Here is a 25,320-nt window from a genome sequence, read left to right on the forward strand (position 1 = left end):
GCGCTGCGTGCAGCAAGACTTTTTTTTCTTTCTCGATAAGCTGCCTAACTGCTGCTGTGCTCCTCGGTATGGGAGCGACGCCAGCCCACGCTCAAAGCGCAGCCATCTCCATCAGCATTCCCGCTCAGCCATTAAGTCAGGCACTGCTGGAGCTAGCCAACCGTTATTCGCTGGATCTGGCCTACTCCCCCGAGATCGTTAAAGGGCTCTACGCCCCGGCTCTTTCGGGCAGTTTGACCGCCGATCAAGCGTTGGGCCAATTACTGGCCAATACCAATATTCGCTATCAGCGCCGTGGCAAGAGTGTGTCCTTGACCGCGTTGGCCCCCAATGCGGATAGTCAGGTCCCACAACTGGCTCCCCTGACCGTTGTGGGCTCCAGCAATGGCCTGACACCCACTTACGCTGGCGGGCAAATTGCTACGGGTAGCCGGGTAGGCATGTTAGGCAATAAAGACTTCATGGAAACGCCGTTCAGCACCAAGGCGTATACCCGCGAAGCCATTGAAAGCACCCAGTCGGGCAATTTACTCAGGGTCATTTCCGACTCCGACCCCTCTGTCTCCACCACAGGCAGCGATTACGACTTGAGTAACTATGCCTCTGTGCATATCCGTGGTTTCAACACCGCCGGTCTGGAGGACCTGGGCATTAATGGTCTATACGGCTTGGCCTCTTACGGCAACCGCAGCCTGGGCGATTTTTCGGAACGGGTAGAGATTTTCAAAGGCCCTTCGGCTCTGCTTAACGGCATGATGCCCAGCGGCAGCGTTGCCGGAACGGTTAACACCGTCACCAAGCGTGCCTCTGACGAGGACCTGAACCGGGTGGGTATCGGTTATGAAAGTGACTCCATCTATTCAGGCAAAGTCGACTTTGGTCGCCGCTTTGGTGCCGACAATCAATGGGGGGTACGCATCAATGCCACCAAGCGCAAAGGCGAGACCGCCGTCAAAGACAAAAAACTGGATAACGAAGCCATAGGCTTGGGCCTGGACTATCGCAGCCCGAATTTACGCGTGGGCTTTGACTGGATTCACAACGAAGAAAATACCGACGGTGTCTCCGCGCAGATCACCTCTAGGCTGGCGTCTGTCCCCGCTCCCCCTACGCACGACAAGCTGATCGCGGGCGAACCCTGGTCTGTCTACAACACCCGTGGCGACCTGTTCATGCTTAAGGGCGAGTACGACCTGAGCGATGACACTACCATCTGGGCCAGCGTAGGTCGTAACGATCGCAAAATGACCGCTAACGTCATGAACTGGCGTCTGCTGAACACCGATGGCGACTTCGCACGTGACTCCGTCCTGGTGTGGAACTCCAAGTTCGAAAACATTGCTGCTGATATTGGGGGGCAAACGAAATTTGTCACCGGGCCGATCAAGCATCAGTTGTCGTTCAATGCCAATGCCTCTGAAAGAACGGTGTATCAAGCCCGCGCGAACTACCTCGTCGCTGGTCTGCCCTCCGGTAATATCTACGACCCCACGTACGTCTCCAAGCCCAACGTCAACTATTCGCCTGACATCCCCAAGAGCAACGAGAACACACTACAAAGTCTGGGTGTAGCCGACACGCTGTCCATGCTGGATGACCGTTTGCAACTGACGGTCGGGGTGCGTCAACAGCGCGTAAAACAAAAAACGTTTGATCCAGTAACGGGTCAGGTCAACAGCGGTATGTACGACGAACGGGCCACCACGCCTGCCTTTGCCGCGCTGTTCAAGCTGACGGATCAGGTTTCGATTTACGGTAATTACATCGAAGGCCTAAGCGCAGGAGCCCAGGCCCCCGCTACCGCTGCCAATGCCGGGGATATGTTTGCCCCTTATAAGTCCAAGCAAAAAGAGATCGGCCTGAAATTCGACGCTGGCAGTCTGGCCACCACTGTGGCCTTGTTTGAAATTACCCGCCCCAGCGCCATCACCAATGCAGACAACGTCTACAGCTTTGATGGCGAACAACGCAATCGCGGTATTGAATGGGAAGTGTTTGGTGAACCCGTCAAAGGGCTGCGCCTGATTGGGGGTTTGAGCTGGAAACAAGCCAAGCTAACCCAGACTCAAGGCGGGTTGTATGACGGCTACGACGCACCCGAAGTGCCACGCTTTGAAGCCAAGCTGGGCGTCGCCTATGACGTGCCGCAAATCAATGGTCTGACACTGACAGCCAACGCCATCCACACCGGCAAGCAGTATCTGGATCAAGCCAACAGCCAATCCATTCCTAGCTGGCGTCGTTACGACCTGGGCTTTGCCTACGCCACCAAAATTGCCTCTACCCCGGTCACGTTCCGTGGCACGGTCTACAACGTGGCCAACTCCCATTACTGGTATGGCGCCTTGTGGCGTGGGGTGAGCCAGCCGCGCACCTTCAATCTGTCCGCCTCGTTTGAGTTCTGATGGCGATGCCCAACCTCTTTATACGGCCTAACTCCATGACCCGAACTGTTGCCTCTACCCTTTTGTACGCCGCCCTGGCTGCCAGCCTGATGGCCTGCAGCGCGCCCGCTCAGAATCAGCAAAACACGGCTCCCACCTCGGTGGAACAGCGTGCCGAGCCAGTGGTGACCCGGGCACAGATTGCCCAAGGCATTTACGAGCTGGTGTACAGCGACAAGCTGGATCTACTGTTTGTGGCCTCCGCAGGCAGCTTCACGGACAGCACCGTGCCCTATCAAATCCTGATCGTGAGTCCGGCAGACCTGAAAGTTGTGGGAACTATCCCACTAAACCGCAAAGCGTTCAGCCTGGCACTGGATGATCAGGCTAACCGTTTATACGTGGGCAATACAGGCCAAGCAGCCATCACCATCATCGACACACAAAGCCGACAAGTGCTGCAAAACCTACAACTGGCTCCGATGCTCAAGGGCAAAGACGGCAAGGAACGGCCTGAATATCATTTCCGCCAACTGCTGCTGGATACCGCCGCACACCGCTTGTACATGCCTGCATTTGACAACGAACAGGGCAAGCTCTTCGTGATTGATACCCAAGCCAATAAGGTCGAGAAAATTATTCCCGGCTTTGGCTTTACCGCGACCGGCATTGCACTGGACCCTAAGCATCAACGCCTGTATGTCTCCAATATGCAGGGCGAAGCGGTAGTGCTTGATACACAAACCAATGAGATTGTGAAACGCTTCAGCCTGGGTGCGGAACAGCCCCTGAACCTGGCCTATGACGAGATCAATCACCGTCTGTTAGCCGTGGACCAAGGCCACCCCAAAATGCGTGGTTTCCAGGAGCGCGGCATTCCCGGCTATCAATCCCGCCACCCAGGTAACCGGGTAGTCGCCATTGACCTGAACACCGAGAAAATGGTGGCTGAGATGCCCGCCTCCGGCCCCGTCAATTTGAAGCTGGACCCGGCCCGACAGCGCTTGCTGGTGACCAACCGTGAATCAGGCGAGATCACCGTGTTCGACAGCAATAACTACCGCAAGCTGCACAGCATCAGTACACCGGCCCATCCCAACACCTTGGCAATCGCCAAGAAAAACGGTGATGTATATGCCACGGTGAAGAATGGCGAAGATGCCGCCCAGGGTATGTTTGAGAGCGTGGCACGCATTCAGTTCTGATGTTCCAAACGGATCGTAAATAGTGATAGCGGAATTGGGAGCAGGTTTTCACACCTGCCCCCAACCCCAACTTGAGTCACCTTTTCAGGCCATGACTGCAAGCATCACACAGGAACCAAGCCTACGATCAGGCTTGGGCCAGCTCAAGCAAGTGTTGAGCAAACCCTCCCTCTGTTCCCGACGCATTGACATGGTCGAAGTACTCGTACCAGCCACTGGCTTTGATACCACCCAGCAAGGCCTCACATGCCTGTTGATCAGGGAAGCGCCACACACCCATAAAGCGATGGTCACTGGCGCGATCAATATCATGTTCGGTCGCTGTCAGGGCCAACACTTCAATTCCAAGACTGGATAGACCCCCCATCGCTTCCTGAAGACCTGCCAGGAAGTGCTGACGCTGCTCGACAGGCAGTGCATTCCACTTGGCATTAGGCGTGTAAAGCTCGATCAGATAGTGAGACATGGGTGGTTTTCCTTTAACTGAAGAAGCACACTCTGTGCTGAAAAATTCGATAGATGGATTTGGAAGAAGGGCCGACAAGCAGGCGACCTACGGCACAAGGGCTAGCTATCATTCTCGTAGCCCTTATGAAACCATCATTTAGTTAGATATCTAATCTTATAGTTTAGCAGTAAATATCGCAAGCAATCCACATGAAAGAAACCCGAGTTCAGCATGACGCCGAACCCGGGTTTGGACCCACCTTGTCAATCAGTCTTGCAGCCTTGCTACATGCCTACCCTGCTTAAAACTGGATACGCACCATGCTTTCTTTAGTCCCTTTTTCCTTGCTGTTGCCGTCGTTCTTCACCGACACGTACAAGGCTTTTTCAGCAGGAATGTATTCCAGGCTGTTGGGATGGGGAGCCAACTCAATGGTTTGCAGTGGCTTGTAGTTCACGGTGTCAAAAATGCTGACCGAACCTTTGCCTTCTTTCTCGCGCACGCCACCGCGGTTGGCTACGAAAAGACGCTGTGATTCAGCATCAAAACGCACGCCAATAGGCACTTCGCCCGTAGGCATCACCGCCAAAGTTTTGCCATTGTCTGCATTGAGCACAAACACCTGATGGCCGGAGCTGCGGCGCTTGTACTCACGCTCCAGATGCAGGTTACGTGCATCGTCACGGTCAATGCCCTGGTCCACACCGAACAGGCGATTTTGCGCGGGGTCGTAGGCCATATTCAGCAACTGATCGGCCTCAATTTCCCAGACCTGATCAATATTCAAGGTCTGGGTGTTGACCACCATCAGCTGACCTTGCATGTTGGACACAAACAAGCGGTTATTGGCTTCGTCCAGGGTGATACCCACGACGTTATAGCCAAAGCCGGGCAGCACTTTTTCCAGTTCCAGCGTCTGTGTATTCACCACGAACAAGACACTGTCAAAACCCAGGCCAAGGCCCGGTGCAAAAGCACGGTGGTTTTTCTTGTCCAACACCAGCTCGCGCGTCTTGTATTTGTAGTCGTCCGTCACCTTGAAGCGTTCCATCATTTTCAACAAGCCGTCTTTACGCGCTTGGCCAAAATCGGCAGCAGCAATGGCGTCTTGGAAATTGATTTTTTCCTGCATGGGAATACGCTTGATCACTTCGTTCTTGCTAGTGTCCACCACGGCCATGCTGCCGTTGAAACCTTGAGTCAGATACAGCCGGTTGGCGGCATCATCCAGAGCCACCCCAAAGCTCTTGGCTTGCATCGGGATTTCTTGTTTGATGGCTAGTGTTTTAGGGTCCAGCACCAGCGTGCGGGACAGAGTCTCGTCTTGCCAGTTGGGCGAGGACACGTACAAGCTGGATTGCTTGAGGCTGTAAACAATTTCCAGCACTTCAGCGGCAGTCGGTTTTTGCATGATCTGGGCTTGGGTAACGGCTTGATAGCCTGCAGGCGCAGGGGTCTTGGCGTGTACGTAGCCTGTTGAAAAGGCCATTGCGATAGCAAGGTACAGACCACGAACAAGATGGCGAGTCGTCAGCGACGTCATAATTTTGGCTCGATAGAAAGTAGGTGAAAGGACTACCACTGGTAATCAATGGACAGATGCACATTGCGCGGCGCGCCGTAGCGAGCCCGGAAGATCACGAAGTTATCGTAGTAATGCTTGTCAAAGAGGTTGTTGACGGTCAGCTTGGCGTTCCAGTGTTGATTCACGCGGTAGTTCGCATGCAGACCCACCAGGGCGTAGCTGCTATGGGTGGCTTCCAGCGCTTTGCCATTGCTGGCGTTGTACGGACGGCCTGCTGTCCACAGATCACGCTTGCCAAACCAATTCACCGTGGCACCGGCGCTTAGGCCTTGCAGCGCACCCGAGAATTGATACATGGTGCCCAGGCGGAAGGTCTGACTCGGGATGTAGGTATTAATGCGCTCGCCCTGACCATTTTTGGTACTGGCGTAGCTGTAGGACGCAAACACGTTCCAGCTATTGCTTAACGCCCCGTTCAGCTCCACTTCAAAACCCTTGGTTTTATTGCCATCCCCGGAAGAGACATAGGGGCGGCTGCCATCGGGCAAGAGGAAATCATCCGGCACAGACGGGTCCAGAACGGCCAGATTGTTTTGACGAGTTTCAAAGGCCGCCAAGGAGAACTGCACGGCCTCGTCCATCAAATTGCCTTTCAAGCCAATTTCGCGGTTAACACCGGTAATGGGGTCCAGAAAGTTTTCGTTGATGTCTTTGTAGCTTTGCGGCTGAAACAGGCGCGTGTAGCTGGCGTAGGCCGTCAAATTCGGGTTGAAATCGTAGGTCACCCCAAAGTACGGCGTGACTTCATTGCGGTTACGCAATTCATTGGACACGCCGGTGAACTGACCGGTTTTGCCGTAGTTATCGCGGTAGGTTTTGTAGTCAGACAAACGCATGCCCAAGATCACGTTAAGCGGATCAATAATGTTTAAACGTGTACCTGCAAAAAACCCATATTCACGTGTGTGTACGCGGTTCCATTCACCCGTCCGGCTGACGCTCGGTTCAGGCATATAGCCGTCCCAATCGTAAATATTGGGAATAAACCATGTACTTTCATCGCTGATTTTCATGGTGTGCGTGGTGTCACGCTTGCGGGTGCCATTAAACCCAAACATCAACTGGTGTTGGCGACCAAAAAGCTCAAAGGGGCCGTTGACCGACAGTTCCAGATTGTCCTGATGCCGATAGCCATTGGCCGCCAAGTTGGCACGTATGCCAAGACCGGAGCCGTCGGGGCGAACAATAGGATTGACCCCCTGCCCCCAGCCGGTAATCAAGGCATCACCATCATCACGCTGGTGGCTATAGCTGAGCTTGGCATTCCAGCTGTTATCAAACTCATGCTCAACCGAAAAAAACGCGTTTTGATGGCGTTTGTCCCAGTAAGTCCAGTCCGGCACCAGCGACATAGAGCGGGTCACATCGATACGGTCCCCCTCGCTGTTAAACAAGGGCACCCCCATATTGGCTTCGCCGCGCAATTTGGCTTTCTGATAATCGTAGCCAGCGGTCAACAAAGTCCGGTCTGTCAGGTCAAATTCCAGCATGCCAGAGAGCAGATCATTCTTGTTGCTCTGACGGTCCATAAAGGAGTCAGCCTCCTTGTGTGAACCAATGACGCGCATGCGCAAACGACCGTCGTCAGTCAGTGGGCCGGTCACATCAGCCGTAATGCGTTTGTCCTGCCAAGAGCCGTATTGCGCACTGAGCTTGCCACCGAATTCTGCTTGAGGACGTTTGCGAATCAGGTTGATTAGCGCAGACGGCTCACCTGTCGGAGACAACAGACCCGTCGCCCCGCGCACGACTTCCACACGGTCGTATAAATCCATATCCAGAGAAATAGGATTGAACGCACCACGCCCGGCAGCACGGTAGCTGCTTTGCACGCCGTCCACCTGCACATTGCTGATGTCAAAACCGCGCGCCTGAAACTGAAACCCACCACCCACGGCTGCCGTATTGGCCGTAACGCCGGTGGTGAAGTTCATGACGTCATCAAAGCTGGTCAGCCCAAAGTCATCCATTTGCTGGCGCGTCATCACACTGACTGATTGCGGTGTGTGCTGGGTGTCCATGTTCAAACGGGTAGCAGTACTGCTGGTGCCGTTCAGGGTGTACAGACCGGTGTCTTCCGTCGCCCGGTTCAAGGTGCCTTGAACGCGCACGGGCTCAAGCTGTGTAGTTTCTGTGACTGGCCACAAATTCACGGTATTGGCATCGCGTGAATAACGAATACCCGTGCCTGCCAGCAAGGTATCCAAGGCCTGTGTCACGTTGTAATTGCCTTTCAGGCCCGCACTTTGCTTGCCTTCGGCCACACTGCCCGAGCCAACCAGATACACCCCGCTTTCTTGCGAAAAACGCATCAGCACGCGGCTCAAAGGCCCGGCAGAAATGTCATAGCGTTGCGTCTTGTCCGCCGCCGGGCTGTTTTGTGTAGCCGCCTGGGCCTGCTGAGTGCTGATAACAAATGCACTACCAGCCATCAGCAGATACAAGGCCAAGACCAATGGGCGCAAGGGGGTGCGATGCAATCCCGTTTCCTTGGACAGGGAAAGTGGATCGGGGCGACGAAGCATACGAAGACATCCTTCAAAAACACGGGTCAGTCACAAAAGAAACGATGAACCTGAACGATGTTCTTGCGTTGATGTTCAGTACTGAGCGGCCATCACGGCCCGCCTCCTGCTTCATTGGCGTCACGCCAATCAGGTCCTCTTACTGTCTAAAACCAATAAGTCTCCCAAACCCGGAACCTGCTTTTGCGTCTTATTTTGTTTTTTTGTACTGAAGCGCTATCAACCCATTGAAAACAATGGATATTCTATTTTTAAAAATATCTATAAATGAGTACCCCAGCACCCCGCCCGCTTAGTGTTGGGCTTCCACATTGGTCCACCACGGCAAGGGCTGGCCTATCCGTATCGGCAGTGCCGAAACCAGCATTTTCAACACGCGGTCGGTGTCATGAATGGGAAAACTGCCATAGACCTTCAAATCGGCCACGGACTCATCCACGCCGATATAGCCTTTCCGATAGCGGCCCAATTCCTGGATCACACTGCGCAAAGGGATGTTGTCCGCCACCAGCACGCCTTTAGTCCAGGCCTCGCGCGCCTGGTCGGCATCCATGCTCTGCTTGACACGCTGCGCACTAAAATGCACCTGCTTGCCCGCCTGTACCGTGGCAGTGCTTTGACCTGTCGCCGTAGACACCCGCACCGCCCCTTCGTACACCGCCAGCTGCGTGCAATCCTTGTCCATACGCACATTAAACTGCGTCCCTAAAGCACGCATGCTGCCCTGGGGGGTCTGCACAGTGAAAGGCCGTGCCGCATCGTCTTGCGCCGTCTGGATAAACACTTCACCAGAAATCAAAACAATGTGGCGAGCCTGTGCACTGAACTGCACATCAATGGCCGAGGCCGTATTGAGCCAAAGCCGGGAGCCATCTGCCAGCACAATCTGACTTTGCTCACCGGTCTGGGTGGAATGGTCAGCACCCAAGGCCATGACGCTGGAAGGCAACCAGGACTGACGCCAGCCGAGCCAGCTCAACACCCCGGTACCCGCCAGGGCCGCCACACTGGTCAAGACGCGGCGGCGGCTATGCAAACGTTCATTCGCCGTGTGCAACTGCTCCACCACGCGGCGGGAATCCGGGGCCGTGCGCACCGGCTCAAACCCGCGGCTGACCTCCTCCACATAGCGCCAGGCCGTGCTGTGCATCTCGTCCTGCGTCAGCCAACTCTGCCAGGCAGATCTTTGCGCGGCACTAGCCTTGCCATCACGCAGACAGGCGTACCACTCGGCGGCTTGCATCAGGACGGTATGGGGAGGCGTGCCCGGAGAAGAAAAACTGGAACCGTGATTCATAACAATTAGTACTGGGGTTCCTGGCGTAGCTCGGCCACCGTTTGGCAAGCATGCAGGCTGATGCAGCCCAACATGGCCTGGGCTACGTACTTGCGCACCATGCGACCAGAAATACCCATTTCGGCACCGACCTCGTCGTCGGTCATCTCACAAATAACGGCAAGGGTAAAGGCTTTGGCGGCTTTGGGAGACAAGCCGCTTAGCATGATGCTGATTTCTTCCAGCGCCTGCAAAATCATCGCCTGCCGTTCTGCCGAGGGGTAGAACGTCTCGGGGGTGGCCGCCAGAATATCCAGCCAGGCCTGTTCAATTTCCTGACGTCGCCACAAATTGATGCACAGGTTTTGCGCCGTCTTGCGCAAATAAGCCCGAGCTTCACCGGGACTGGAAAACTGCCACTTGGATCGGCTACTTAGTAAACGTACAAACGTGTCCTGTGCCAAGTCAGCCGCCTGGTCTGCTCCACCCAAGCGGTGATGCAGCCAGCGCTGCAACCAACTGTGGTGGTCGCAGTAAAGTGCCTCGACCGAATGGGCCGACGACACGCCTGACAAGGAAAGGACTGAAGATGACACGAGGGTACTCCGCACTGACAATAATGAGAATCGTTATCAATTATTATATGGCTCACGTTGTCCAGTCCGCTAGCGGTGTGGATTTGGAGCGACAAATGGGGCTGTTTTTAGGGACTCTGATCGCTTCTCCAGACGATCAAATACAACTCCATTCGGCCGCCCTCTACTGGGCATAAGCACCACAATTATCTTCATCAGTCGATGATATACAGGCAGTTCCTTGAATAGACAGTCGTGTATCAAATTCTGGGTTTTTGACTATTTTTAATAAAACCTGTTAACGGTTAGCTCTTTTGAGCAAGGCAGCGACATAAAAATCAAAACCCGCCGACATTAATGTCGGCGGGTTTTGATAAGACTTGCTCAGTGTGAATCGACAGCGGAACCGGATCAATTTTGACTCCGGTCTACAACGATCAAATTTCGTTTACTCCACCGTCACACTCTTAGCCAAATTCCGTGGTTTGTCCACGTCCGTGCCACGCGAGCAAGCCGTGTGATAAGCCAGCAATTGCAGCGTCACGGTATGCAGAATGGGCGACAGTTTGCCGTAGTGTTCGGGCATGCGGATGACATGTACACGTTCGCTGCTACCAATTCGGGTATCGGCGTCGGCAAATACGTACAACTCACCACCGCGTGCGTGGACTTCTTCAATATTGGATTTCAGCTTTTCCAACAGTTCATCGCGTGGTGCGATGGTGACCACGGGCATGGCTTCAGTGACCAAGGCCAAGGGGCCGTGCTTCAGCTCTCCAGCGGGGTAGCCTTCGGCGTGGATGTAGCTGATTTCTTTCAGCTTCAGCGCACCTTCCATGGCAATGGGGTAATGCATGCCACGGCCCAGGAACAAGGCGTTTTCCTTGCTGGCGAAACGGTCCGCCCAAGCCATGATCTGTGGCTCCAGGGCCAACACGGCCGCAATGGCAGTAGGCAGGTGCCGCAAGGCTTTCAGGTAATCCGCTTCCCGTTCCTGATTCAAACGGCCTTTGACTTGAGCCAAAGCGATGGTCAACAGAAACAGACCCGTCAGCTGAGTGGTAAAGCCTTTGGTAGAAGCTACGCCAATTTCCACCCCAGCACGGGTGATATAAGCCAATTTGCACTCGCGCACCATGGCACTGGTGGCCACGTTGCAGATGGTCAAGGTCTGTTCCATGCCCAGGCTGCGAGCGTGCTTCAACGCGGCCAGGGTATCGGCGGTTTCTCCTGACTGGGAAATGGTCACGACTAGGGTACGTGGATTAGGCACGCTGTCGCGGTAACGGTATTCGCTGGCAATTTCCACGTTAACGGGGATTTTGGCCAAGGATTCGATCCAGTAACGGGCAGTCAGACCGGCGTAGTAGCTGGTGCCACAAGCCAGGATCAGTACATTGTCGATATCCTGGAAAACCTTGTAAGCCTGATCACCAAACAGCTCGGGTGTGACGCTTTCGATATCTTGCAAGGTATCGCCCACCGCACGGGGCTGCTCGAAAATTTCCTTTTGCATGAAATGGCGGTATGGGCCCAATTCAGCCGCAGCCGTATGCAGATGCACAGTGTGTACAAGACGATCAACAGAGCGGCCGTCTTTGTCCACGATCCACACTTTATTGATTTGCAGATCGATCACATCTCCATCTTCCAGGTAGATGATCTGATCGGTGGTGCCGGCCAATGCCAAGGCATCCGAGGCCAGGAAGTTTTCGTTTTCACCTACGCCGACAACCAGCGGCGAGCCGTGGCGGGCACCGACAACGCGATGTGGCTCGTCCTGGCAGAACACGGCAATGGCATAGGCACCGGTCAGGCGGCGGATAACCTGCTGCACAGCTTCAAACAGATCGCCGTTGTACAGGTGGTCGATCAAGTGGGCAATGACTTCGGTGTCGGTCTGGCTCTCGAACACATAACCAATGCCTTGCAGTTCGGCACGCAGATCGTCATGGTTCTCGATGATGCCGTTATGCACCAGTGCAATACGCGCTTTGCCCTTACCGGAGAAATGCGGATGAGCATTATGGGTAGCGGGTGCGCCGTGCGTCGCCCAGCGTGTGTGGGCAATGCCGGTAAAACCTTGCAGATTATCCGCCTTGACCTGCTCTTGCAGCTCTGCCACACGCTGAGTACTACGTGCCCGCAACAACTGGCCCTGCGCATGAACAGCAACGCCGCAAGAATCGTAGCCCCGGTACTCCAGACGCTTCAAACCTTCCAGCAGCACGGGGACAATATCGCGTTGCGCCACAGCGCCAACAATTCCACACATAGCCAACTCCTGTTCATGACCCTGTCTTCTAGGGCCAGCTAATCAATCCAATCGCCTATTCTGATCTGAAACAAGAAAAATTTTATGTCTATTTTTTTATTGAAATGAATTAAAATTTCACTTAATAATCAATATGAAATAAGCACAAAATAAAATTTATTTAACGAAATTTAATTTCATAATAGATAGATAAACATTGTCATGATTGAACTGGACGAGCTGGATCTGCGAATTCTGGAGCAACTACAAAATGATGCCTCCATCAGCAATCAAGAGCTGGCTTTGCGCGTACACGCGTCCCCCCCAACCTGCTTACGCCGCGTACGTCGTTTAAGCGAACAAGGGGTGATTCGACGGCAAGTTGCCTTGCTGGACCCTGAACAATTGGGCTCCAGTTTGACGGCCATTGTGGAAATTACCCTGGACCGTCAGGGTGAAGAACACCTGCAACAGTTCGAGCGCTTGATGACGCCAGAACCTGCTGTGACGCAGTGCTATCGCGTCTCTACCGGGGTGGATTTCATTGTGATTTTGCAGGTTAATGATATGCAGGCGTATCACAAGCTGGCCCATGCTTTATTCACCAGCCAGGCCAATATCCGCAATATACGCAGCTTCTTTTCGATTTATCAGGCCAAGTTCGAGACACGGGTGCCTTTGCCTGCGCCGAAGGTATAAACCAGGTTCAAGTTCGCAAGCGCTGCTGCACCAGTTGCTGATACAGGCGCAAATAACGTTGCACCATGACAGCAGGATCGTGCTCCTGCAGCACCCAGCGATGCGCCAAATCGGCTTGTGCACGTGCAGCGACAGGATGGCTCAAAGTGTCATCTAAAGCCTGTGCAATCGCGTGTGCATCGCCTACCGCACACAAATTGCCACGCCCATTGTCCAAGAGTTCGCTTAAACCACCTGCCATCGTAGCCGTGACGGGTACGCCATAGGCAAAGGCATCCAGGACGCTGGAGCCCAGAGCTTCATGTCGGGAACTCAGAACGAAGCCATCCATTAATCGATACGCTTGCTCGGGGCGGGCCTCAAAGCCAGCCAGCTTGTAGCAGGCTTCCAAACCCAATTGCGCGATCAGCTCTTGCGCAGCCGAGGACTCGGAACCTGGCGCACCAAAATGTAGAAACACAAAGTCCTGCCGCCGCTGATACAGGGCGTGAACCGCGCGGATCAAGGTTAATGGATCTTTTTCGACAGTCAGCGCCGCCATTGTTCCCAAGACATGCAGACCTTGCGGGTTCCAGCGCTGTCGCAAATGGTTTACATAGGCCTCGTCCTGCTCCACGTATTCGATGGCGCTAGGAATCAGGTCTACAGAAAAGCCCAGACGACGTGGTTCTGCCGCCGCTGCCTGACTGATCGCCACCAAACGATCCGCCTTGCGCCACTTCCAGCGCGTGCGCCTTTCTTTGAGGGTCAAAGGATTGTTTTGTTGTCGTCCACTACGTTGTTCACTGCGCTTGCGATCAACAGGAAAGGCGGTGCGGCGAGTAAAAACCACACGTTTGGGTAGCCAAAAATGCAGCAGAGCCAACCAACTCATGCAAGATGCTGTTTGGGAATGAACGATGTCAAAACCACGGCCATGCAAGAGCAAATAGCGCAGAGCAGCACCTACAGAGGCACATTCCACCACGCTTAAACCTTGCTCTTTGGCGCGCTTGGCCAGTTCTTCATCACGTCGGGCCAACAGGCTGACCTGATGACCTGCCTGCTGCATATGCAGCAGGCTCAGCAAGGTCTGCCGCTCACCACCGCGCCAACCGCGCTCGAAATTAAGCTGCAGTATGCGCATGGCGAACATCCTGAATCAGCCCATCCGGGCGGGATACGCCACTACAGCGCACAGCCCCGCTCCCCGTGCAGAGCACAGGGAGGAAAGCCAAAGATGGGCGAGACCACATCAAGATTTACGAACCGGGCGCTTCCAGGCGGGCACGCTGCGCTGTTCCGAACGCGACAGGGTCAGTTGCTCATCCGGTGCGTTGCGCACCAGTGTCGTGCCAGCGCCAATCGTGGCACCACGACCTACTGTCACTGGAGCCACCAACTGCGTGTCTGAGCCGATAAAGGCATCATCACCAATCACGGTACGGTACTTGTTCACACCGTCGTAATTGCAGGTGATCGTGCCCGCGCCAATGTTCACGCGCTGACCAATATCTGCATCACCGATATAGCTCAGGTGATTGGCTTTGGAGCCTTCGCCCAGTTGGGTGTTCTTGATTTCCACGAAGTTGCCTACGTGGGTATGGTTGGCCAGCACCGCACCCGGACGCAAACGGGCGTAAGGGCCAATACGGGCCTCTTCACCCACTTGAGCTTGCTGCAAATGGCTGAACGCTTCGATCTGTGTGCCTGCACCCACGCTGACGTCCCGCAGAACGCTGTGAGGGCCCACGCGCACGCCATCTTGCAGTACGACCTTGCCTTCAAATACGCAGCCCACATCAATAAAAACATCGCGGCCACACTCCAGCGTGCCACGCAGATCAAAGCGAGCCGGGTCGGCCAAGGTAACGCCTTTTTCCAGCAAGCGACGGGCTTGCTCGGACTGCCACATGCGTTCCAGCTGCGCCTGTTGAACGCGGCTGTTGACACCCAAAGTCTCCCAGCCAGCGGCCGGTTGGGCGGCTTGCACGGACACACCATCAGACACGGCCAAAGCGATGATATCGGTCAGGTAGTACTCTCCCTGAGCGTTATCGTTGGTGATGCGGGTGAGCCAGTCTTTCAGTTGGGCGGTAGGTGCCACCAGAATGCCGGTGTTTACTTCTTGCACAGCACGTTCTGCGTCGCTGGCATCTTTATGCTCAACAATGCGTTGCACAGTACCGTCTGCACCGCGAATGATGCGGCCATAGCCGGTGGGATCGGACAGGTTTTCTGTCAGCACGGCCACACCTTGACCACGGGCTTCCAGCAAACGGCGCAGTGTGTCGGCTTGCACCAGGGGTACATCGCCATAGAGCACCAGCGTGGCGTCATCAGCATTGTCACCACCGACCAGATCAGGAACGGCCTGCTGAACAGCATGGCCAGTGCCATATTGGGGCTGCTGCAAGGCAAAGGCCAGCTCGGCCTGCGCGAAGGTTTGCTGAATGCGTTCGGCGCCATGACCCACCACGACCACCACTTTTTCCGGCTCCAGTTCACGCGCGCTGTCGAGCACGTGGGCCAGCATGGATTTGCCAGCGATAGGATGCAGTACTTTGGGCAGGTCAGACTGCATACGCTTGCCCATGCCTGCTGCCAGAATCACGATATTAAGCATAAAAATTTACCTACTAGGTTGGTCGATCAGTTTTTTTGGTAGTGCTTTGAGTACTGCGCGTGGCGGCTTTTTTAACCGCCGTTTTAGTGGCCGCTTTAGGTGCCGTTTTCACCGTCTTGGCGGCAGCGGGTGCACTGGCCTTGGCAGAGGTCTGAGCGCTGGCCGCAGCGGGTTTGGTCGCTTTGCCTGCCGTCCCAGCCTCTTTGGCCTGAGCAGTCTGCTGGCGGTAGTTTTCGACCTGCTGCATGGACGCGGCCGTGGCGCTGGCCATCGCATCAAATTGCTGTTGCAGCATGCCCCACCACGCTTGCGCGGCCGGATTACCTGCAGCGGGTTCAGCATCCTGCTGAACACCGGCCTGTGTATCTTTTGGAGTTTCCTGCTTGGCAGCGTCTTGGGGCTGCTGGGGAGGCTGTTGAAACGGGTGTTGGGGCGGCTGCTGTGCCGTTTGAGGCTTGGCGGCCTGAGCCTTGGAAGCCGCGCTATCTGCGCCTGCTGGTCCACCTGCACCCGCTGCCATAGGATTGAAGGCCATAAAGGCTTCAAATGGATTTTTACCACCGGCGGCTTGTGTACCTTGCTGCGCCATCGTCTTGATCGCAGCCAAGGTAGAGCGCTGAATCTCCAGACCTTGAATCGTCGTGCTCAGCATGGACAGATTCAGCTGCAGCCAACTTTCCACAGCGCGCAAATCGCGAATGCGGCGGTCCAGATCGTCGGGAGACAGGCTGGGCATCATGCCCGAGCCCAGATCGCCCGCGCCACCGCTTGCCATGTTTTTCCAGGCCTGCGCCATCATATCCATGCTGCGCAGCAACGGATTATTACCGCCGCCCAGGGCATTGAAATCAGGTATACCAAAAGGATTCGGGTTCATGCTTAGCTCCCATCGGGTTGGTGCCTGCCCGGTGACTCCCAGGTTCAGGCCAGCTGTTCCAGATGCTGCTTGATGCTGTCGATCAGCACCACTTGCGCTTCCAGAGTGAACAAATCAGCTTCTATCATTTGCCAGGCTTCATCCAGCGTCAATAAGCGAAACTCACTAACCTCGCCGTCCATATTGCAGGGTCGAACATCGTCGGCCAGCACGCAATCACTGACCAGGGCGTTTTCCACCTGATAGCCTTCGGGCAAACGACGGTGCATGCGCAAGGACACCCGCAAGGGGGTGCGATTGGCCAGCAGCGACTCCTGCAGCCCGGCCTCTTCATAGCTTTCGCGTATCAAAGAGGTGTGCAGCGACTCACCGCTAACTGCCAGTCCACCGACCAGCGTGTCCCACATATTCGGGTCGGTCGATTTAGTGGGGGAGCGACGCGCGGCCCAGATACGGCCGTCTGTAGACCAGCCATTCAAATGCACAGCTTGCGTCAGAAACCCCAGGGGACGTACCGCGCCCCGCTCGATACGGGATAGGCACTGCCCCTCACCGACTACGTCCAGCAGCTCGTCGCGCCAAGCCCGAATACAGCCACCTTCCTGCAAACTCAGGGCGACCTGTTCCAGGACTTGAGCCAAGCTCAATTCCTGGCTGGGACAGTCGCTCAGACGCAAGACATCATCTTCAATCGAGACACCCGGCAAAGGCTCAATACAACGAGTGGCCTTAGGGGTGATCCATCCGGCAACGCGTCCATCAACAGTGACAGGACGGCTGCCCGGTGGGGGCAATTGCTGCAGCTGACTGGTCAGGCTGGCCATACGTTGACGCATGGCCTGAGTAAGTGATCGGTTCTGGAACAAAGTCATAGTCGGCGATTGTAATTCAAGCCTTGGACCATTACGGCTTTTGTAGCGTTTAGTCCAACCTTGTCGTCTAGGGACATACCCTGCCCTTGAAGGCTAAAACAAGTTCGATATAATTTCCGAGAACAGATAAGCTACTAAAAACCTCGAGCGGACCAGCACTTAGCTGCCACAAGCCCGCCACTGCAACACAGCAGTTTCTTCCAGCGTTGGATTTTTCGGAGCGTTGACGCAGCCGAACCTCGGTTTGGCATGGCAACACCAAAAGAGGGACAACAATGAAGATGTGGAGAAGTGTATTTGCTCTGACCGCCTGTTCGACGGCAGGGCCCAGCCTGGCTCAGATCACCCATATGGAGGGGGGTCCACGCGTCAATCAGCTTAACCTGCATCCAGGTGTCACACCCATTGCCCAGGACATTGCCTGGCTGCATTGGATGATGCTGATCATCTGTACCATTATCTTTATTGGCGTGTTCGGCGTGATGTTTTACTCCATCATCCGGCACCGCAAGTCCAAGGGCGCAATCGCTGCCCGCTTTCATGAACACCTAGGTGTCGAAGTTGCCTGGACAATCATTCCCTTTTTGATTGTGATTGGCATGGCCCTGCCCGCCACCAAAACGGTGGTGGCCATGAAAGACACCAGCAGCGCCGACCTGACCGTCAAAGTCACCGGCTATCAGTGGAAATGGGGCTACGAATATCTGGACGGCCCGGCCACCGGCGTCAAGTTCCTGTCCAACCTGTCCACGCCACGAGCCCAGATTGAAGGCCGCGAGCCCATTGGCCCGAACTATCTGATGGAAGTGGACAAGCCGCTGGTCGTGCCGGTTCACAAGAAAGTACGCATCATGCTGACGGCAGAGGACGTCATCCACTCCTGGATGGTGCCCGAGTTTGGCGTCAAGCAAGATGCCATCCCCGGCTTTTTACGCGACACCTGGTTCCGCGCTGAAAAGGTAGGCACGTACCGAGGCCAATGTGCCGAGCTGTGCGGCAAGGATCACGCCTACATGCCCATCGTGGTGCAAGTGATGGAGCAAGAGGATTACGACAAGTGGGCCAAAGAGCAAAACGACTTGCTGACCGCCCAGGCCGACGATCCCAATAAAGAGTGGACCAAAGATGAGCTGAACGAGCGTGGCAAGCAGATCTTTGCGCAGAACTGCGTGGCCTGCCACCAGGCAAACGGCAAAGGGATGCCCGGCACCTTCCCCGCTCTGGATGGCGACACGAAATTTGTTCTGGCCCCCAAGAAAGGACAGATCGATACCGTGTTGAATGGCCACCCTGGCACGGCGATGGCGGCCTTCCGCAATCAACTCACCGATGTGCAGATTGCAGCGGTCATTACCTACACACGTAACGCCTGGGGCAACGCCGGCAAAGGGCCCGACCCTGTCGTGATGCCCGCTGACGTCAAAGCACAGCGCTAAGTTCGCGCCCGCCGCCTATCACACTATCAAGCTATCCCTGACTACGGCCAGGGGGAGTGCAGCAAGGAGTCAAGCATGAGTAGCGTCACCGTCGACCATGTAGCGAACCCGAGCGGACATGATGATCATCATGCCCATGCCACCCCTAGCGGCTGGCGTCGCTGGTTGTTTGCCACCAATCACAAAGACATCGGGACCATGTACCTGATCTTCTCTTTTGTGATGTTGCTAGAGGGCGGCGTGCTGGCTTTGCTGCTGCGTACTGAACTGTTCCAGCCCGGCCTGCAGTTTTTCCGGCCCGAGCTGTTTAACCAGTTCACTACCATGCACGGCCTGATCATGATTTTCGGCGCGATCATGCCGGCCTTTGTGGGCTTTGCCAACTGGATGATTCCGCTGCAGATTGGCGCATCGGACATGGCTTTTGCCCGCATGAACAACTTCAGTTTCTGGCTCTTGCCAGTCGGTGCGATCCTGTTCACTGCGTCCTTCTTTGCACCCGGTGGCGCGCCAGCAGGCGGCTGGACCATGTACGCCCCCCTGTCCTTGCAGATGGGGCCGGGCATGGACTTCACGATTTTCGCGGTTCACATTCTGGGCGCGTCCTCCATCATGGGGGCCATCAATATTGTGGTGACGGTATTGAATATGCGCGCCCCCGGCATGACGCTGATGAAAATGCCGCTGTTTTGCTGGACCTGGCTGATTACCGCCTACCTGCTGATTGCCGTGATGCCTGTATTGGCCGCCGCCGTCACCATGTTGCTGACGGATCGCCACTTCGGTACGCACTTCTTTAACGCTGCCGGTGGTGGCGACCCCGTTTTGTACCAGCACATTTTCTGGTTCTTTGGGCACCCCGAGGTCTACATCATGATCTTGCCGGCCTTTGGCATTGTCTCTGCCATCGTGCCTGCTTTCTCGCGCAAAGCCCTGTTTGGCTATGCCTCCATGGTGTACGCAACGGCCGCTATCGCGATTCTGTCCTTCCTGGTCTGGGCCCACCATATGTTCTCCACTGGGATGCCGGTGACCGGGCAGCTGTATTTCATGTACGCCACCATGCTGATCTCCATTCCTACCGGGGTGAAGATCTTTAACTGGGTGGCCACCATGTGGCGCGGTTCACTGTCCTTTGAAACGCCCATGCTGTTTTCCATCGGCTTTATCTTCGTATTCACGATTGGCGGCTTTACCGGCCTGATTCTGGCCGTGGCCCCGATTGATATCGCCGTACACGACACCTATTACGTGGTGGCTCACTTCCACTATGTGTTGGTGGCCGGATCGCTCTTTGCCCTGTTTGGCGGCGCCTATTATTGGCTGCCCAAGTGGACCGGCCGCATGTACAACGAGCGTCTGGGCAAGATCCACTTCTGGTCCACCATGATTTCCTTCAACGTGACCTTCTTCCCCATGCACTTTCTGGGTCTGGCGGGCATGCCGCGGCGCTATGTGGACTATGCGGGGCAGTTCACCGACTTCCACCAGATTGCCACCATTGGCGCGTTCTGGTTCGGCCTGTCGCAGTTGCTGCTGATCTACATCGTGATCCAGGCGGCCCGTGGCAAAGGTGAAGTTGCCAGCGCCAAGCCTTGGGAAGGTGCTGAAGGGCTGGAGTGGACAGTGCCATCACCCGCACCACACCACACCTTTGAAGTTCCACCTGTCATCAAATAACGCTGGAGGATCACCGTATGACTCCCGAACAACGCCGTCGCAACCGCCGTCTGGGATTGCTCCTGGCCGTGTTCGTCATTGCCGTCATGGCCTGGACCTTTCTAAAAGGCAGTCAATTTTTAGGACAGTGATATGGATGACGATTTTCGGGACCTCACACGGCGCAAGCTCAGTTTTTTCCAGACATTGAAAGCCATTGCCTGGGGATTTTTTGGAGTCCGTCGTGGCAGCGACCATGAGCAGGACATTGCCAAGATCAATCCGGTCTATCTGATTATTGCCGCCTTGATCGCCACGGTTGTTTTCGTTGTGGGCCTGATTATGGTGGCCCGCTGGTTCATTGGTCAGGCCAGCTGAACCCTGGCCGGATACCGCGCCCCAGGGCACCTGACCCGAAGGAGAACACTATGCATGTCGAGACTACGGCTCACCCGTCCAAGGCGCCGTATTACTATGTCCCCGGTTTATCGGGGCATCCGGTACGCGCCAGCCTTTCTCTGGGCCTGACGCTGTTGGGTGCAGCCATCTGGATCAATAATTGGCCCGGTGGCTTCTGGATGTTTCTGGTCGGGATTCTCAGCTTTTTGCTAGTACTGTTTTTCTGGTTCAGCGAAGCGGTGCAAGAATCCGAAACGGGGCTGAACAGCACGCGTGTCGACATCTCCTACCGTTGGAGCATGTCCTGGTTCATCTTTTCCGAAGTGATGTTTTTTGCGGCTTTTTTCGGAGCGCTTTGGTATACCCGCGAAATCGCCACGCCGCTGCTCAGCGATCTGGATCACCGCGCCCTGCTCTGGCCGGACTTTGCCGGCACCTGGCCTAATCAAGGCCCGGCGGGCACAGTAGAGCCCTTCCAGACGGTTGGCCCACTGTGGCTGCCCACCATCAACACCGCTTTGTTGCTGACCTCGGGCGTGACCCTGACGATTGCTCACCATGCCTTGCGTGCCAGCAAGCGCAGCGGGGCCATCTTCTGGCTATTCATGACAGTGGCTCTGGGCTTTGCCTTTGTGATCTGCCAAGCCTATGAATACATGCACGCCTACGCCGAACTGAACCTGAAGTTCACCTCTGGCGCGTATGGGGCCTTGTTCTATATGTTGACGGGCTTTCACGGCTTTCACGTAATTATTGGTGCCACCATGCTGACGGTGATGCTGATACGGCTGATGCGTGGGCACTTCACGGCCGAACACCACTTTGGTTTTGAAGGTGCAGCCTGGTACTGGCACTTTGTAGACGTGGTGTGGCTGGGCTTGTATCTCTACGTTTACTGGTTCTAGCCATTCATGCTCCAGGCCCGTGCGGCGGGCCTGGATTGTTACTTCACGCCAAAGGCACTCCGGTGCTTTCTATCCAACCCAGGTAATGGGCCAGCAGCACAAACAGGAACAGGGCCACGGATAAGCCCACTCGCCAGGTCAAGGCATAGGCCATGCGATTGGAATTACCCCGGTCCCGCATCAAATACACCAAGGCCGACCCCAAGGAAACAATAACCCCCAGAAACACGATCAGGACTAGCACACGCATTACGTCTCCCCCGCTTCAGGTTGAATTGATGTCCAGCAACAATCCTCGTTCTTCTCCGACTCGATCCCTGCTTGCCCTGGTTTGTCTGGGTTTGCTGATGCTGCTGTTCATTAGCCTGGGACGCTGGCAACTGAGCCGCGCACAGGAACGTCAAAGCTTGGCACAACAAATAGAACAAGGCCGCCAACAAGCCCCCCTTCATATTGATTCCCAGGCCAGCCTGGATAAAGGTGCTCTGTGGCAATCTGTCGCCCTGCACGGTTCCTGGCGCAGTGAGTTAACTGTACTCCTGGATAATCGCAATTTCAAAGGTAAGCCGGGCTACTGGATTGCCACCCCGTTTGTGCTGGATGAGGGCGATTTGGCAGGCTCCAGCCTCTTGGTGCTACGTGGTTGGCTACCGCGCGAACCCGGGCAAACCCCTAAGGTTCCGGTCGCGCCAAGCGGCCCTGAAACCATTTCTGGCGAATTAATGGAGCGTGTCCCGCGTCTGTTTGAGCTGGGCAGCAGCCCCTTGCCCGAGCACTTGCCCAGCCCTTCCGGGATTGCGCCCGTCGTACAGAATCTGGCCTTGGAAGATCTGCGTACACGCACCGATCTGCCCGTGCTGCCGCGTGTGCTAGCACAGACCGCTCCTGCCTCTGAATTACTGACAGACTGGCCTGACCCGAATATCGATTTTGAAAAGAACCGGGGCTATGCCCTGCAATGGTTCGGTTTTGCCCTGATTGCCCTGTGTGCCTGGATCGGTGTAGCGTGGAAATGGCTGCGACGCTCCAGGCCCAACTCTGCTCCTACAAGGAAAACCTGACGTGGACACGACTCAATCCCCTGCCCGCCCGCGTTCCATGACCCCGCTGTATCTGCTGATCGCAATCAGCCTGGCACCGGTACTGTTCGCGTTGGCGGCTTACTACCTGCCTTCGCTAGGGTTACGGCCCGATGAAAGCAATGCCTATGGTCAATTGATTGAGCCTCAACGCAGCACACCAGATGCCAGCGCCCTGGCCCTGCATAATCTGCAAGGCGAAGCCTTTGATCTGCAATCCCTACGTGGCCGCTGGGTACTGCTCAGTGCCGACGAAAGCGCCTGCCCGGAAAGTTGTGTGCGCAAGCTGTTTATCCTGCGCAACTCTCATGCCAGCCAAGGCAAAAATGTGGAGCGTCTGGCCCGCGTCTGGTTTGTGACCGACCAGGGCCAGCCCTCGGCACAGGTTCTGGAAGCCTATAGGGGCACGCACATGCTGCGTGCCGACCCTCGCCAGCTGGCCGCTTTCCTAAGCCCTGGCGCCGTGGATAACACCCCTGAGCAGGCCGTGAAAAATGGCATGTGGATCATCGACCCCAATGGCAATTTGATGATGCTGTTCCCCGGCGATGCCGACCCCCTTAAGGTCCGCACCGATATACGCAAGCTGCTGACCAATTCGCGGATTGGATAAAGCATGGCCGATATACGCCAACGCTACCGCAAGCTGGTCTACCTGACCTGGTTTCTGACCCTGGACTTGATCATGTTCGGTGCCTTTGTGCGCTTGACCGACTCGGGCCTGGGCTGCCCGGACTGGCCCGGTTGCTATGGCAAGCTCAGCCCTTTGGGCGCGGGTGCACATATTGAGCAGGCGTACCAAGCCATGCCCTACGGTCCCGTCAGCTGGGGCAAAGCCTGGATCGAGATGATTCACCGTTATGTGGGCGCGGCGTTGGGCATGTTGATTATTGCCATCGTCTGGATGGCCTGGCGGCACCGCCATACCTTGGGGCACTCGGCCAAGCTGGCCCTGTTCACCTTGTTGGCGGTATGCGTGCAAGGTGCCTTTGGCGCCTGGACCGTGACCCACAAGCTGATGCCCATTATCGTCACCACCCACTTGCTGGGCGGCATGAGCGTCCTGGCCTTGATGACCTGGCTGGCCGTACGGGAGAACCCCGGCCCGCCCGTTAACCCGCTTACCCGCCGCTGGCGGCCCTGGCTGATCGGTGCATTTATCTTGCTAACGCTACAAATTGGCCTGGGCGGTTGGGTCAGCACCAATTACGCGGCGCTAGCCTGCATGGACTTCCCCCAGTGCCACGGCCAATGGATACCCGAGATGGATCTGCATGGCGGATTCTCGCTTTTCCGGGCGCTGGGTGAACTGCCTTCCGGCGAGATGATTTCCCAGGCAGCCCTGACCGCCATTCATTGGATACACCGCAATATGGCGTTTCTGGTCTTTCTGGTTTTAGGTTCGCTCGCCTGGAAACTACGTGCGGATCCTGTGCTGCGCCGCCCCGCAACGCTGGTGCTTTTATTGCTGCTGGCCCAGCTCATCACGGGGTTAACCACGATCTTTTTCCAATGGCCTCTTTTGATTGCCGTCCTGCATAATGGGGGGGCTGCCGGTCTCGTTTTATGCTGCGTCACCCTGTTGGTACGGCTTTCCCGCAAGTCGACTGTCCCCCAAGGAATACAGTATGACAAACACCGCTACCCTGGCTCCCGCCTCGCTCCTGCGCCAGTATCTGGTACTGACTAAACCAAGAGTCACCCAGCTGGCTGTTTTCTGTGCCGTTATCGGCATGTTTCTGGCTGCTCCCGGCCTGCCCGATCCGGGCACCGTGGTCGCGGGCACGCTAGGCATATGGATGCTGGCCGCCGCGGCCTTTGCCATCAACTGCCTGATCGAAAGCCAGATCGATGCCCGTATGCTGCGCACCGCCAGACGCGGCACCGCACGCGGCACCATTACCTCGCCTCAAGTACTGGCCATGTCGGGCTTGCTGGGCGGTACAGGCATGCTGGTGCTGTACTACTGGGTAAACCCGCTAACCATGTGGCTGACTCTAGCTACCTTTATTGGTTACGCCGTTATCTACACCGTCATCCTCAAACCCCTGACGCCACAAAACATTGTGATCGGTGGTTTGTCCGGTGCCATGCCGCCAGCTTTGGGCTGGGCTGCAATTGCCAACGCCGTACCGGCGGAAGCCTGGTTGCTGGTGTTGATTATCTTCATCTGGACGCCCCCACATTTCTGGGCCTTGGCCCTGTACCGTCAGCACGACTACCAGCGCTCGGGCCTGCCCATGTTGCCCGTCACGCATGGAAAGACCTTCACCACCTTGCATGTGCTCCTCTACAGCTACATTCTGATGGCCTCTAGCCTGCTGCCGTTCATCATCCGCATGAGCGGCCTGCTGTATCTGGCAGCGGCCATCTTGCTGGGTGCGCGCTTCATTCAATACGCCCATCAGCTACACCGTAATTACAGCGACGAGCTGTCCCGCAAGCTGTTCCGCTTCTCTATTATTTATCTGGCCGTGCTGTTTGGGGCTTTGCTGCTGGATCACTGGGTACGGTTGATCTGATCCAGCTTCCTATAA

The 25,320-nt window shown here is 55.8% G+C and carries 23 protein-coding genes; 12 read left to right on the forward strand and 11 right to left on the reverse strand.

Going from position 1 to position 25,320, the window contains the following annotated elements:
- Nucleotides 1–68: 68 nt before the first annotated feature.
- Both IE156_RS12175 and IE156_RS12180 read left to right on the forward strand, forming a co-directional pair.
- On the forward strand, nucleotides 69–2,405 hold the full coding sequence (locus tag IE156_RS12175; protein ID WP_189392790.1) for a TonB-dependent receptor: 2,337 nt from the start codon (nucleotides 69–71) through the stop codon (nucleotides 2,403–2,405).
- Between the two features lie 35 nt (nucleotides 2,406–2,440).
- On the forward strand, nucleotides 2,441–3,589 hold the full coding sequence (locus IE156_RS12180) for a YncE family protein (RefSeq protein WP_189392791.1): 1,149 nt from the start codon (nucleotides 2,441–2,443) through the stop codon (nucleotides 3,587–3,589).
- A gap of 127 nt (nucleotides 3,590–3,716) precedes the next feature.
- Here the strand turns inward: IE156_RS12180 and IE156_RS12185 are convergent, their stop codons facing one another.
- The 6 genes from IE156_RS12185 to glmS all read right to left on the reverse strand — a co-directional run bounded on the left by IE156_RS12185 (nucleotide 3,717) and on the right by glmS (nucleotide 12,273).
- Nucleotides 3,717–4,055, reverse strand: coding sequence for a DUF6616 family protein (locus tag IE156_RS12185; protein WP_189392792.1), 339 nt, complete (start codon nucleotides 4,053–4,055; stop codon nucleotides 3,717–3,719).
- A 283-nt stretch (nucleotides 4,056–4,338) separates the two neighbouring features.
- Nucleotides 4,339–5,580 (reverse strand): YncE family protein, encoded by a 1,242-nt coding sequence (locus IE156_RS12190; protein ID WP_229841264.1) that lies wholly within the window; start codon nucleotides 5,578–5,580, stop codon nucleotides 4,339–4,341.
- A 32-nt stretch (nucleotides 5,581–5,612) separates the two neighbouring features.
- Nucleotides 5,613–8,147, reverse strand: a complete 2,535-nt coding sequence (locus tag IE156_RS12195; protein WP_189392793.1) for a TonB-dependent siderophore receptor — start codon at nucleotides 8,145–8,147, stop codon at nucleotides 5,613–5,615.
- 292 nt (nucleotides 8,148–8,439) lie between these two features.
- Nucleotides 8,440–9,444: a FecR domain-containing protein gene (locus tag IE156_RS12200; RefSeq protein WP_189392794.1), complete on the reverse strand. Its 1,005-nt coding sequence runs from the start codon at nucleotides 9,442–9,444 to the stop codon at nucleotides 8,440–8,442.
- A gap of 5 nt (nucleotides 9,445–9,449) precedes the next feature.
- Nucleotides 9,450–10,019, reverse strand: a complete 570-nt coding sequence (locus tag IE156_RS12205) for a sigma-70 family RNA polymerase sigma factor (protein ID WP_268248113.1) — start codon at nucleotides 10,017–10,019, stop codon at nucleotides 9,450–9,452.
- A gap of 427 nt (nucleotides 10,020–10,446) precedes the next feature.
- Nucleotides 10,447–12,273 carry a glutamine--fructose-6-phosphate transaminase (isomerizing) gene (glmS, locus tag IE156_RS12210; protein WP_189392795.1) on the reverse strand — a complete coding sequence of 609 codons (1,827 nt, stop codon included), beginning with the start codon at nucleotides 12,271–12,273 and terminating at the stop codon, nucleotides 10,447–10,449.
- A 201-nt stretch (nucleotides 12,274–12,474) separates the two neighbouring features.
- Here glmS and IE156_RS12215 point away from each other — a divergent pair, with 201 nt between their 5' ends.
- Nucleotides 12,475–12,951 (forward strand): Lrp/AsnC family transcriptional regulator, encoded by a 477-nt coding sequence (locus IE156_RS12215; RefSeq protein ID WP_189392796.1) that lies wholly within the window; start codon nucleotides 12,475–12,477, stop codon nucleotides 12,949–12,951.
- Nucleotides 12,952–12,958: 7 nt separating this feature from the next.
- Here the strand turns inward: IE156_RS12215 and IE156_RS12220 are convergent, their stop codons facing one another.
- From IE156_RS12220 to IE156_RS12235, 4 genes are all read right to left on the reverse strand, one after another.
- On the reverse strand, nucleotides 12,959–14,077 hold the full coding sequence (locus IE156_RS12220) for a glycosyltransferase family 4 protein (RefSeq protein WP_189392797.1): 1,119 nt from the start codon (nucleotides 14,075–14,077) through the stop codon (nucleotides 12,959–12,961).
- Nucleotides 14,078–14,185: 108 nt separating this feature from the next.
- Complete coding sequence (gene glmU / locus IE156_RS12225; RefSeq protein ID WP_189392798.1) at nucleotides 14,186–15,556, reverse strand: bifunctional UDP-N-acetylglucosamine diphosphorylase/glucosamine-1-phosphate N-acetyltransferase GlmU; 1,371 nt, start codon at nucleotides 15,554–15,556, stop codon at nucleotides 14,186–14,188.
- A gap of 13 nt (nucleotides 15,557–15,569) precedes the next feature.
- Entirely contained in the window at nucleotides 15,570–16,433 is an 864-nt protein-coding gene (locus IE156_RS12230) for a PhaM family polyhydroxyalkanoate granule multifunctional regulatory protein (RefSeq protein WP_189392799.1), read from the reverse strand.
- A 44-nt stretch (nucleotides 16,434–16,477) separates the two neighbouring features.
- Nucleotides 16,478–17,305, reverse strand: coding sequence for an NUDIX hydrolase (locus IE156_RS12235; protein WP_189392800.1), 828 nt, complete (start codon nucleotides 17,303–17,305; stop codon nucleotides 16,478–16,480).
- Between the two features lie 275 nt (nucleotides 17,306–17,580).
- Here IE156_RS12235 and coxB point away from each other — a divergent pair, with 275 nt between their 5' ends.
- The 5 genes from coxB to IE156_RS12255 all read left to right on the forward strand — a co-directional run bounded on the left by coxB (nucleotide 17,581) and on the right by IE156_RS12255 (nucleotide 21,704).
- On the forward strand, nucleotides 17,581–18,741 hold the full coding sequence (gene coxB / locus IE156_RS12240) for a cytochrome c oxidase subunit II (RefSeq protein ID WP_189392801.1): 1,161 nt from the start codon (nucleotides 17,581–17,583) through the stop codon (nucleotides 18,739–18,741).
- A gap of 75 nt (nucleotides 18,742–18,816) precedes the next feature.
- The gene (gene ctaD / locus IE156_RS12245; RefSeq protein ID WP_189392802.1) at nucleotides 18,817–20,421 is read left to right on the forward strand and encodes a cytochrome c oxidase subunit I; all 1,605 of its coding nucleotides are present in this window, start codon (nucleotides 18,817–18,819) and stop codon (nucleotides 20,419–20,421) included.
- A 17-nt stretch (nucleotides 20,422–20,438) separates the two neighbouring features.
- Nucleotides 20,439–20,552: a cytochrome oxidase small assembly protein gene (locus IE156_RS18415; protein WP_009457495.1), complete on the forward strand. Its 114-nt coding sequence runs from the start codon at nucleotides 20,439–20,441 to the stop codon at nucleotides 20,550–20,552.
- A 1-nt stretch (nucleotide 20,553) separates the two neighbouring features.
- Nucleotides 20,554–20,778, forward strand: coding sequence for a DUF2970 domain-containing protein (locus IE156_RS12250; protein WP_153231359.1), 225 nt, complete (start codon nucleotides 20,554–20,556; stop codon nucleotides 20,776–20,778).
- 50 nt (nucleotides 20,779–20,828) lie between these two features.
- Complete coding sequence (locus tag IE156_RS12255; RefSeq protein ID WP_189392803.1) at nucleotides 20,829–21,704, forward strand: cytochrome c oxidase subunit 3; 876 nt, start codon at nucleotides 20,829–20,831, stop codon at nucleotides 21,702–21,704.
- 43 nt (nucleotides 21,705–21,747) lie between these two features.
- Here IE156_RS12255 and IE156_RS12260 read toward each other — a convergent pair whose 3' ends face one another.
- The gene (locus IE156_RS12260; RefSeq protein WP_189392804.1) at nucleotides 21,748–21,954 is read right to left on the reverse strand and encodes a twin transmembrane helix small protein; all 207 of its coding nucleotides are present in this window, start codon (nucleotides 21,952–21,954) and stop codon (nucleotides 21,748–21,750) included.
- 28 nt (nucleotides 21,955–21,982) lie between these two features.
- On the opposite strand from IE156_RS12260, the gene IE156_RS12265 reads away from it, so the two are divergent.
- From IE156_RS12265 to cyoE, 4 genes are read left to right on the forward strand one after another with little or no spacing between them, the layout of a single operon-like run.
- On the forward strand, nucleotides 21,983–22,765 hold the full coding sequence (locus IE156_RS12265; protein WP_189392805.1) for an SURF1 family protein: 783 nt from the start codon (nucleotides 21,983–21,985) through the stop codon (nucleotides 22,763–22,765).
- A 1-nt stretch (nucleotide 22,766) separates the two neighbouring features.
- Complete coding sequence (locus tag IE156_RS12270) at nucleotides 22,767–23,396, forward strand: SCO family protein (RefSeq protein WP_189392806.1); 630 nt, start codon at nucleotides 22,767–22,769, stop codon at nucleotides 23,394–23,396.
- Between the two features lie 3 nt (nucleotides 23,397–23,399).
- Nucleotides 23,400–24,473 (forward strand): COX15/CtaA family protein, encoded by a 1,074-nt coding sequence (locus IE156_RS12275; protein WP_189392807.1) that lies wholly within the window; start codon nucleotides 23,400–23,402, stop codon nucleotides 24,471–24,473.
- The gene (cyoE, locus tag IE156_RS12280; RefSeq protein ID WP_189392808.1) at nucleotides 24,412–25,305 is read left to right on the forward strand and encodes a heme o synthase; all 894 of its coding nucleotides are present in this window, start codon (nucleotides 24,412–24,414) and stop codon (nucleotides 25,303–25,305) included. The genes IE156_RS12275 and cyoE overlap by 62 nt, the downstream gene beginning before the upstream one ends.
- Nucleotides 25,306–25,320 lie beyond the last annotated feature (15 nt).

The sequence above is a fragment of the Alcaligenes pakistanensis genome, assembly GCF_014652815.1.
In the GTDB taxonomy this organism is placed as follows: Bacteria; Pseudomonadota; Gammaproteobacteria; order Burkholderiales; family Burkholderiaceae_B; genus Alcaligenes; species Alcaligenes pakistanensis.

Coding starts and splice junctions, on each gene's coding strand:
- IE156_RS12175 (WP_189392790.1), top strand. CDS start 69: ATGGGAGCGACGCCAGCCCACGCTCAAAGCGCAGCCATCTCCATCAGC.
- IE156_RS12180 (WP_189392791.1), top strand. CDS start 2,441: ATGACCCGAACTGTTGCCTCTACCCTTTTGTACGCCGCCCTGGCTGCC.
- IE156_RS12185 (WP_189392792.1), bottom strand. CDS start 4,055: ATGTCTCACTATCTGATCGAGCTTTACACGCCTAATGCCAAGTGGAAT.
- IE156_RS12190 (WP_229841264.1), bottom strand. CDS start 5,580: ATGACGTCGCTGACGACTCGCCATCTTGTTCGTGGTCTGTACCTTGCT.
- IE156_RS12195 (WP_189392793.1), bottom strand. CDS start 8,147: ATGCTTCGTCGCCCCGATCCACTTTCCCTGTCCAAGGAAACGGGATTG.
- IE156_RS12200 (WP_189392794.1), bottom strand. CDS start 9,444: ATGAATCACGGTTCCAGTTTTTCTTCTCCGGGCACGCCTCCCCATACC.
- glmS (WP_189392795.1), bottom strand. CDS start 12,273: ATGTGTGGAATTGTTGGCGCTGTGGCGCAACGCGATATTGTCCCCGTG.
- IE156_RS12215 (WP_189392796.1), top strand. CDS start 12,475: ATGATTGAACTGGACGAGCTGGATCTGCGAATTCTGGAGCAACTACAA.
- IE156_RS12220 (WP_189392797.1), bottom strand. CDS start 14,077: ATGCGCATACTGCAGCTTAATTTCGAGCGCGGTTGGCGCGGTGGTGAG.
- glmU (WP_189392798.1), bottom strand. CDS start 15,556: ATGCTTAATATCGTGATTCTGGCAGCAGGCATGGGCAAGCGTATGCAG.
- IE156_RS12230 (WP_189392799.1), bottom strand. CDS start 16,433: ATGAACCCGAATCCTTTTGGTATACCTGATTTCAATGCCCTGGGCGGC.
- IE156_RS12235 (WP_189392800.1), bottom strand. CDS start 17,305: ATGACTTTGTTCCAGAACCGATCACTTACTCAGGCCATGCGTCAACGT.
- coxB (WP_189392801.1), top strand. CDS start 17,581: ATGAAGATGTGGAGAAGTGTATTTGCTCTGACCGCCTGTTCGACGGCA.
- ctaD (WP_189392802.1), top strand. CDS start 18,817: ATGAGTAGCGTCACCGTCGACCATGTAGCGAACCCGAGCGGACATGAT.
- IE156_RS18415 (WP_009457495.1), top strand. CDS start 20,439: ATGACTCCCGAACAACGCCGTCGCAACCGCCGTCTGGGATTGCTCCTG.
- IE156_RS12250 (WP_153231359.1), top strand. CDS start 20,554: ATGGATGACGATTTTCGGGACCTCACACGGCGCAAGCTCAGTTTTTTC.
- IE156_RS12255 (WP_189392803.1), top strand. CDS start 20,829: ATGCATGTCGAGACTACGGCTCACCCGTCCAAGGCGCCGTATTACTAT.
- IE156_RS12260 (WP_189392804.1), bottom strand. CDS start 21,954: ATGCGTGTGCTAGTCCTGATCGTGTTTCTGGGGGTTATTGTTTCCTTG.
- IE156_RS12265 (WP_189392805.1), top strand. CDS start 21,983: ATGTCCAGCAACAATCCTCGTTCTTCTCCGACTCGATCCCTGCTTGCC.
- IE156_RS12275 (WP_189392807.1), top strand. CDS start 23,400: ATGGCCGATATACGCCAACGCTACCGCAAGCTGGTCTACCTGACCTGG.
- cyoE (WP_189392808.1), top strand. CDS start 24,412: ATGACAAACACCGCTACCCTGGCTCCCGCCTCGCTCCTGCGCCAGTAT.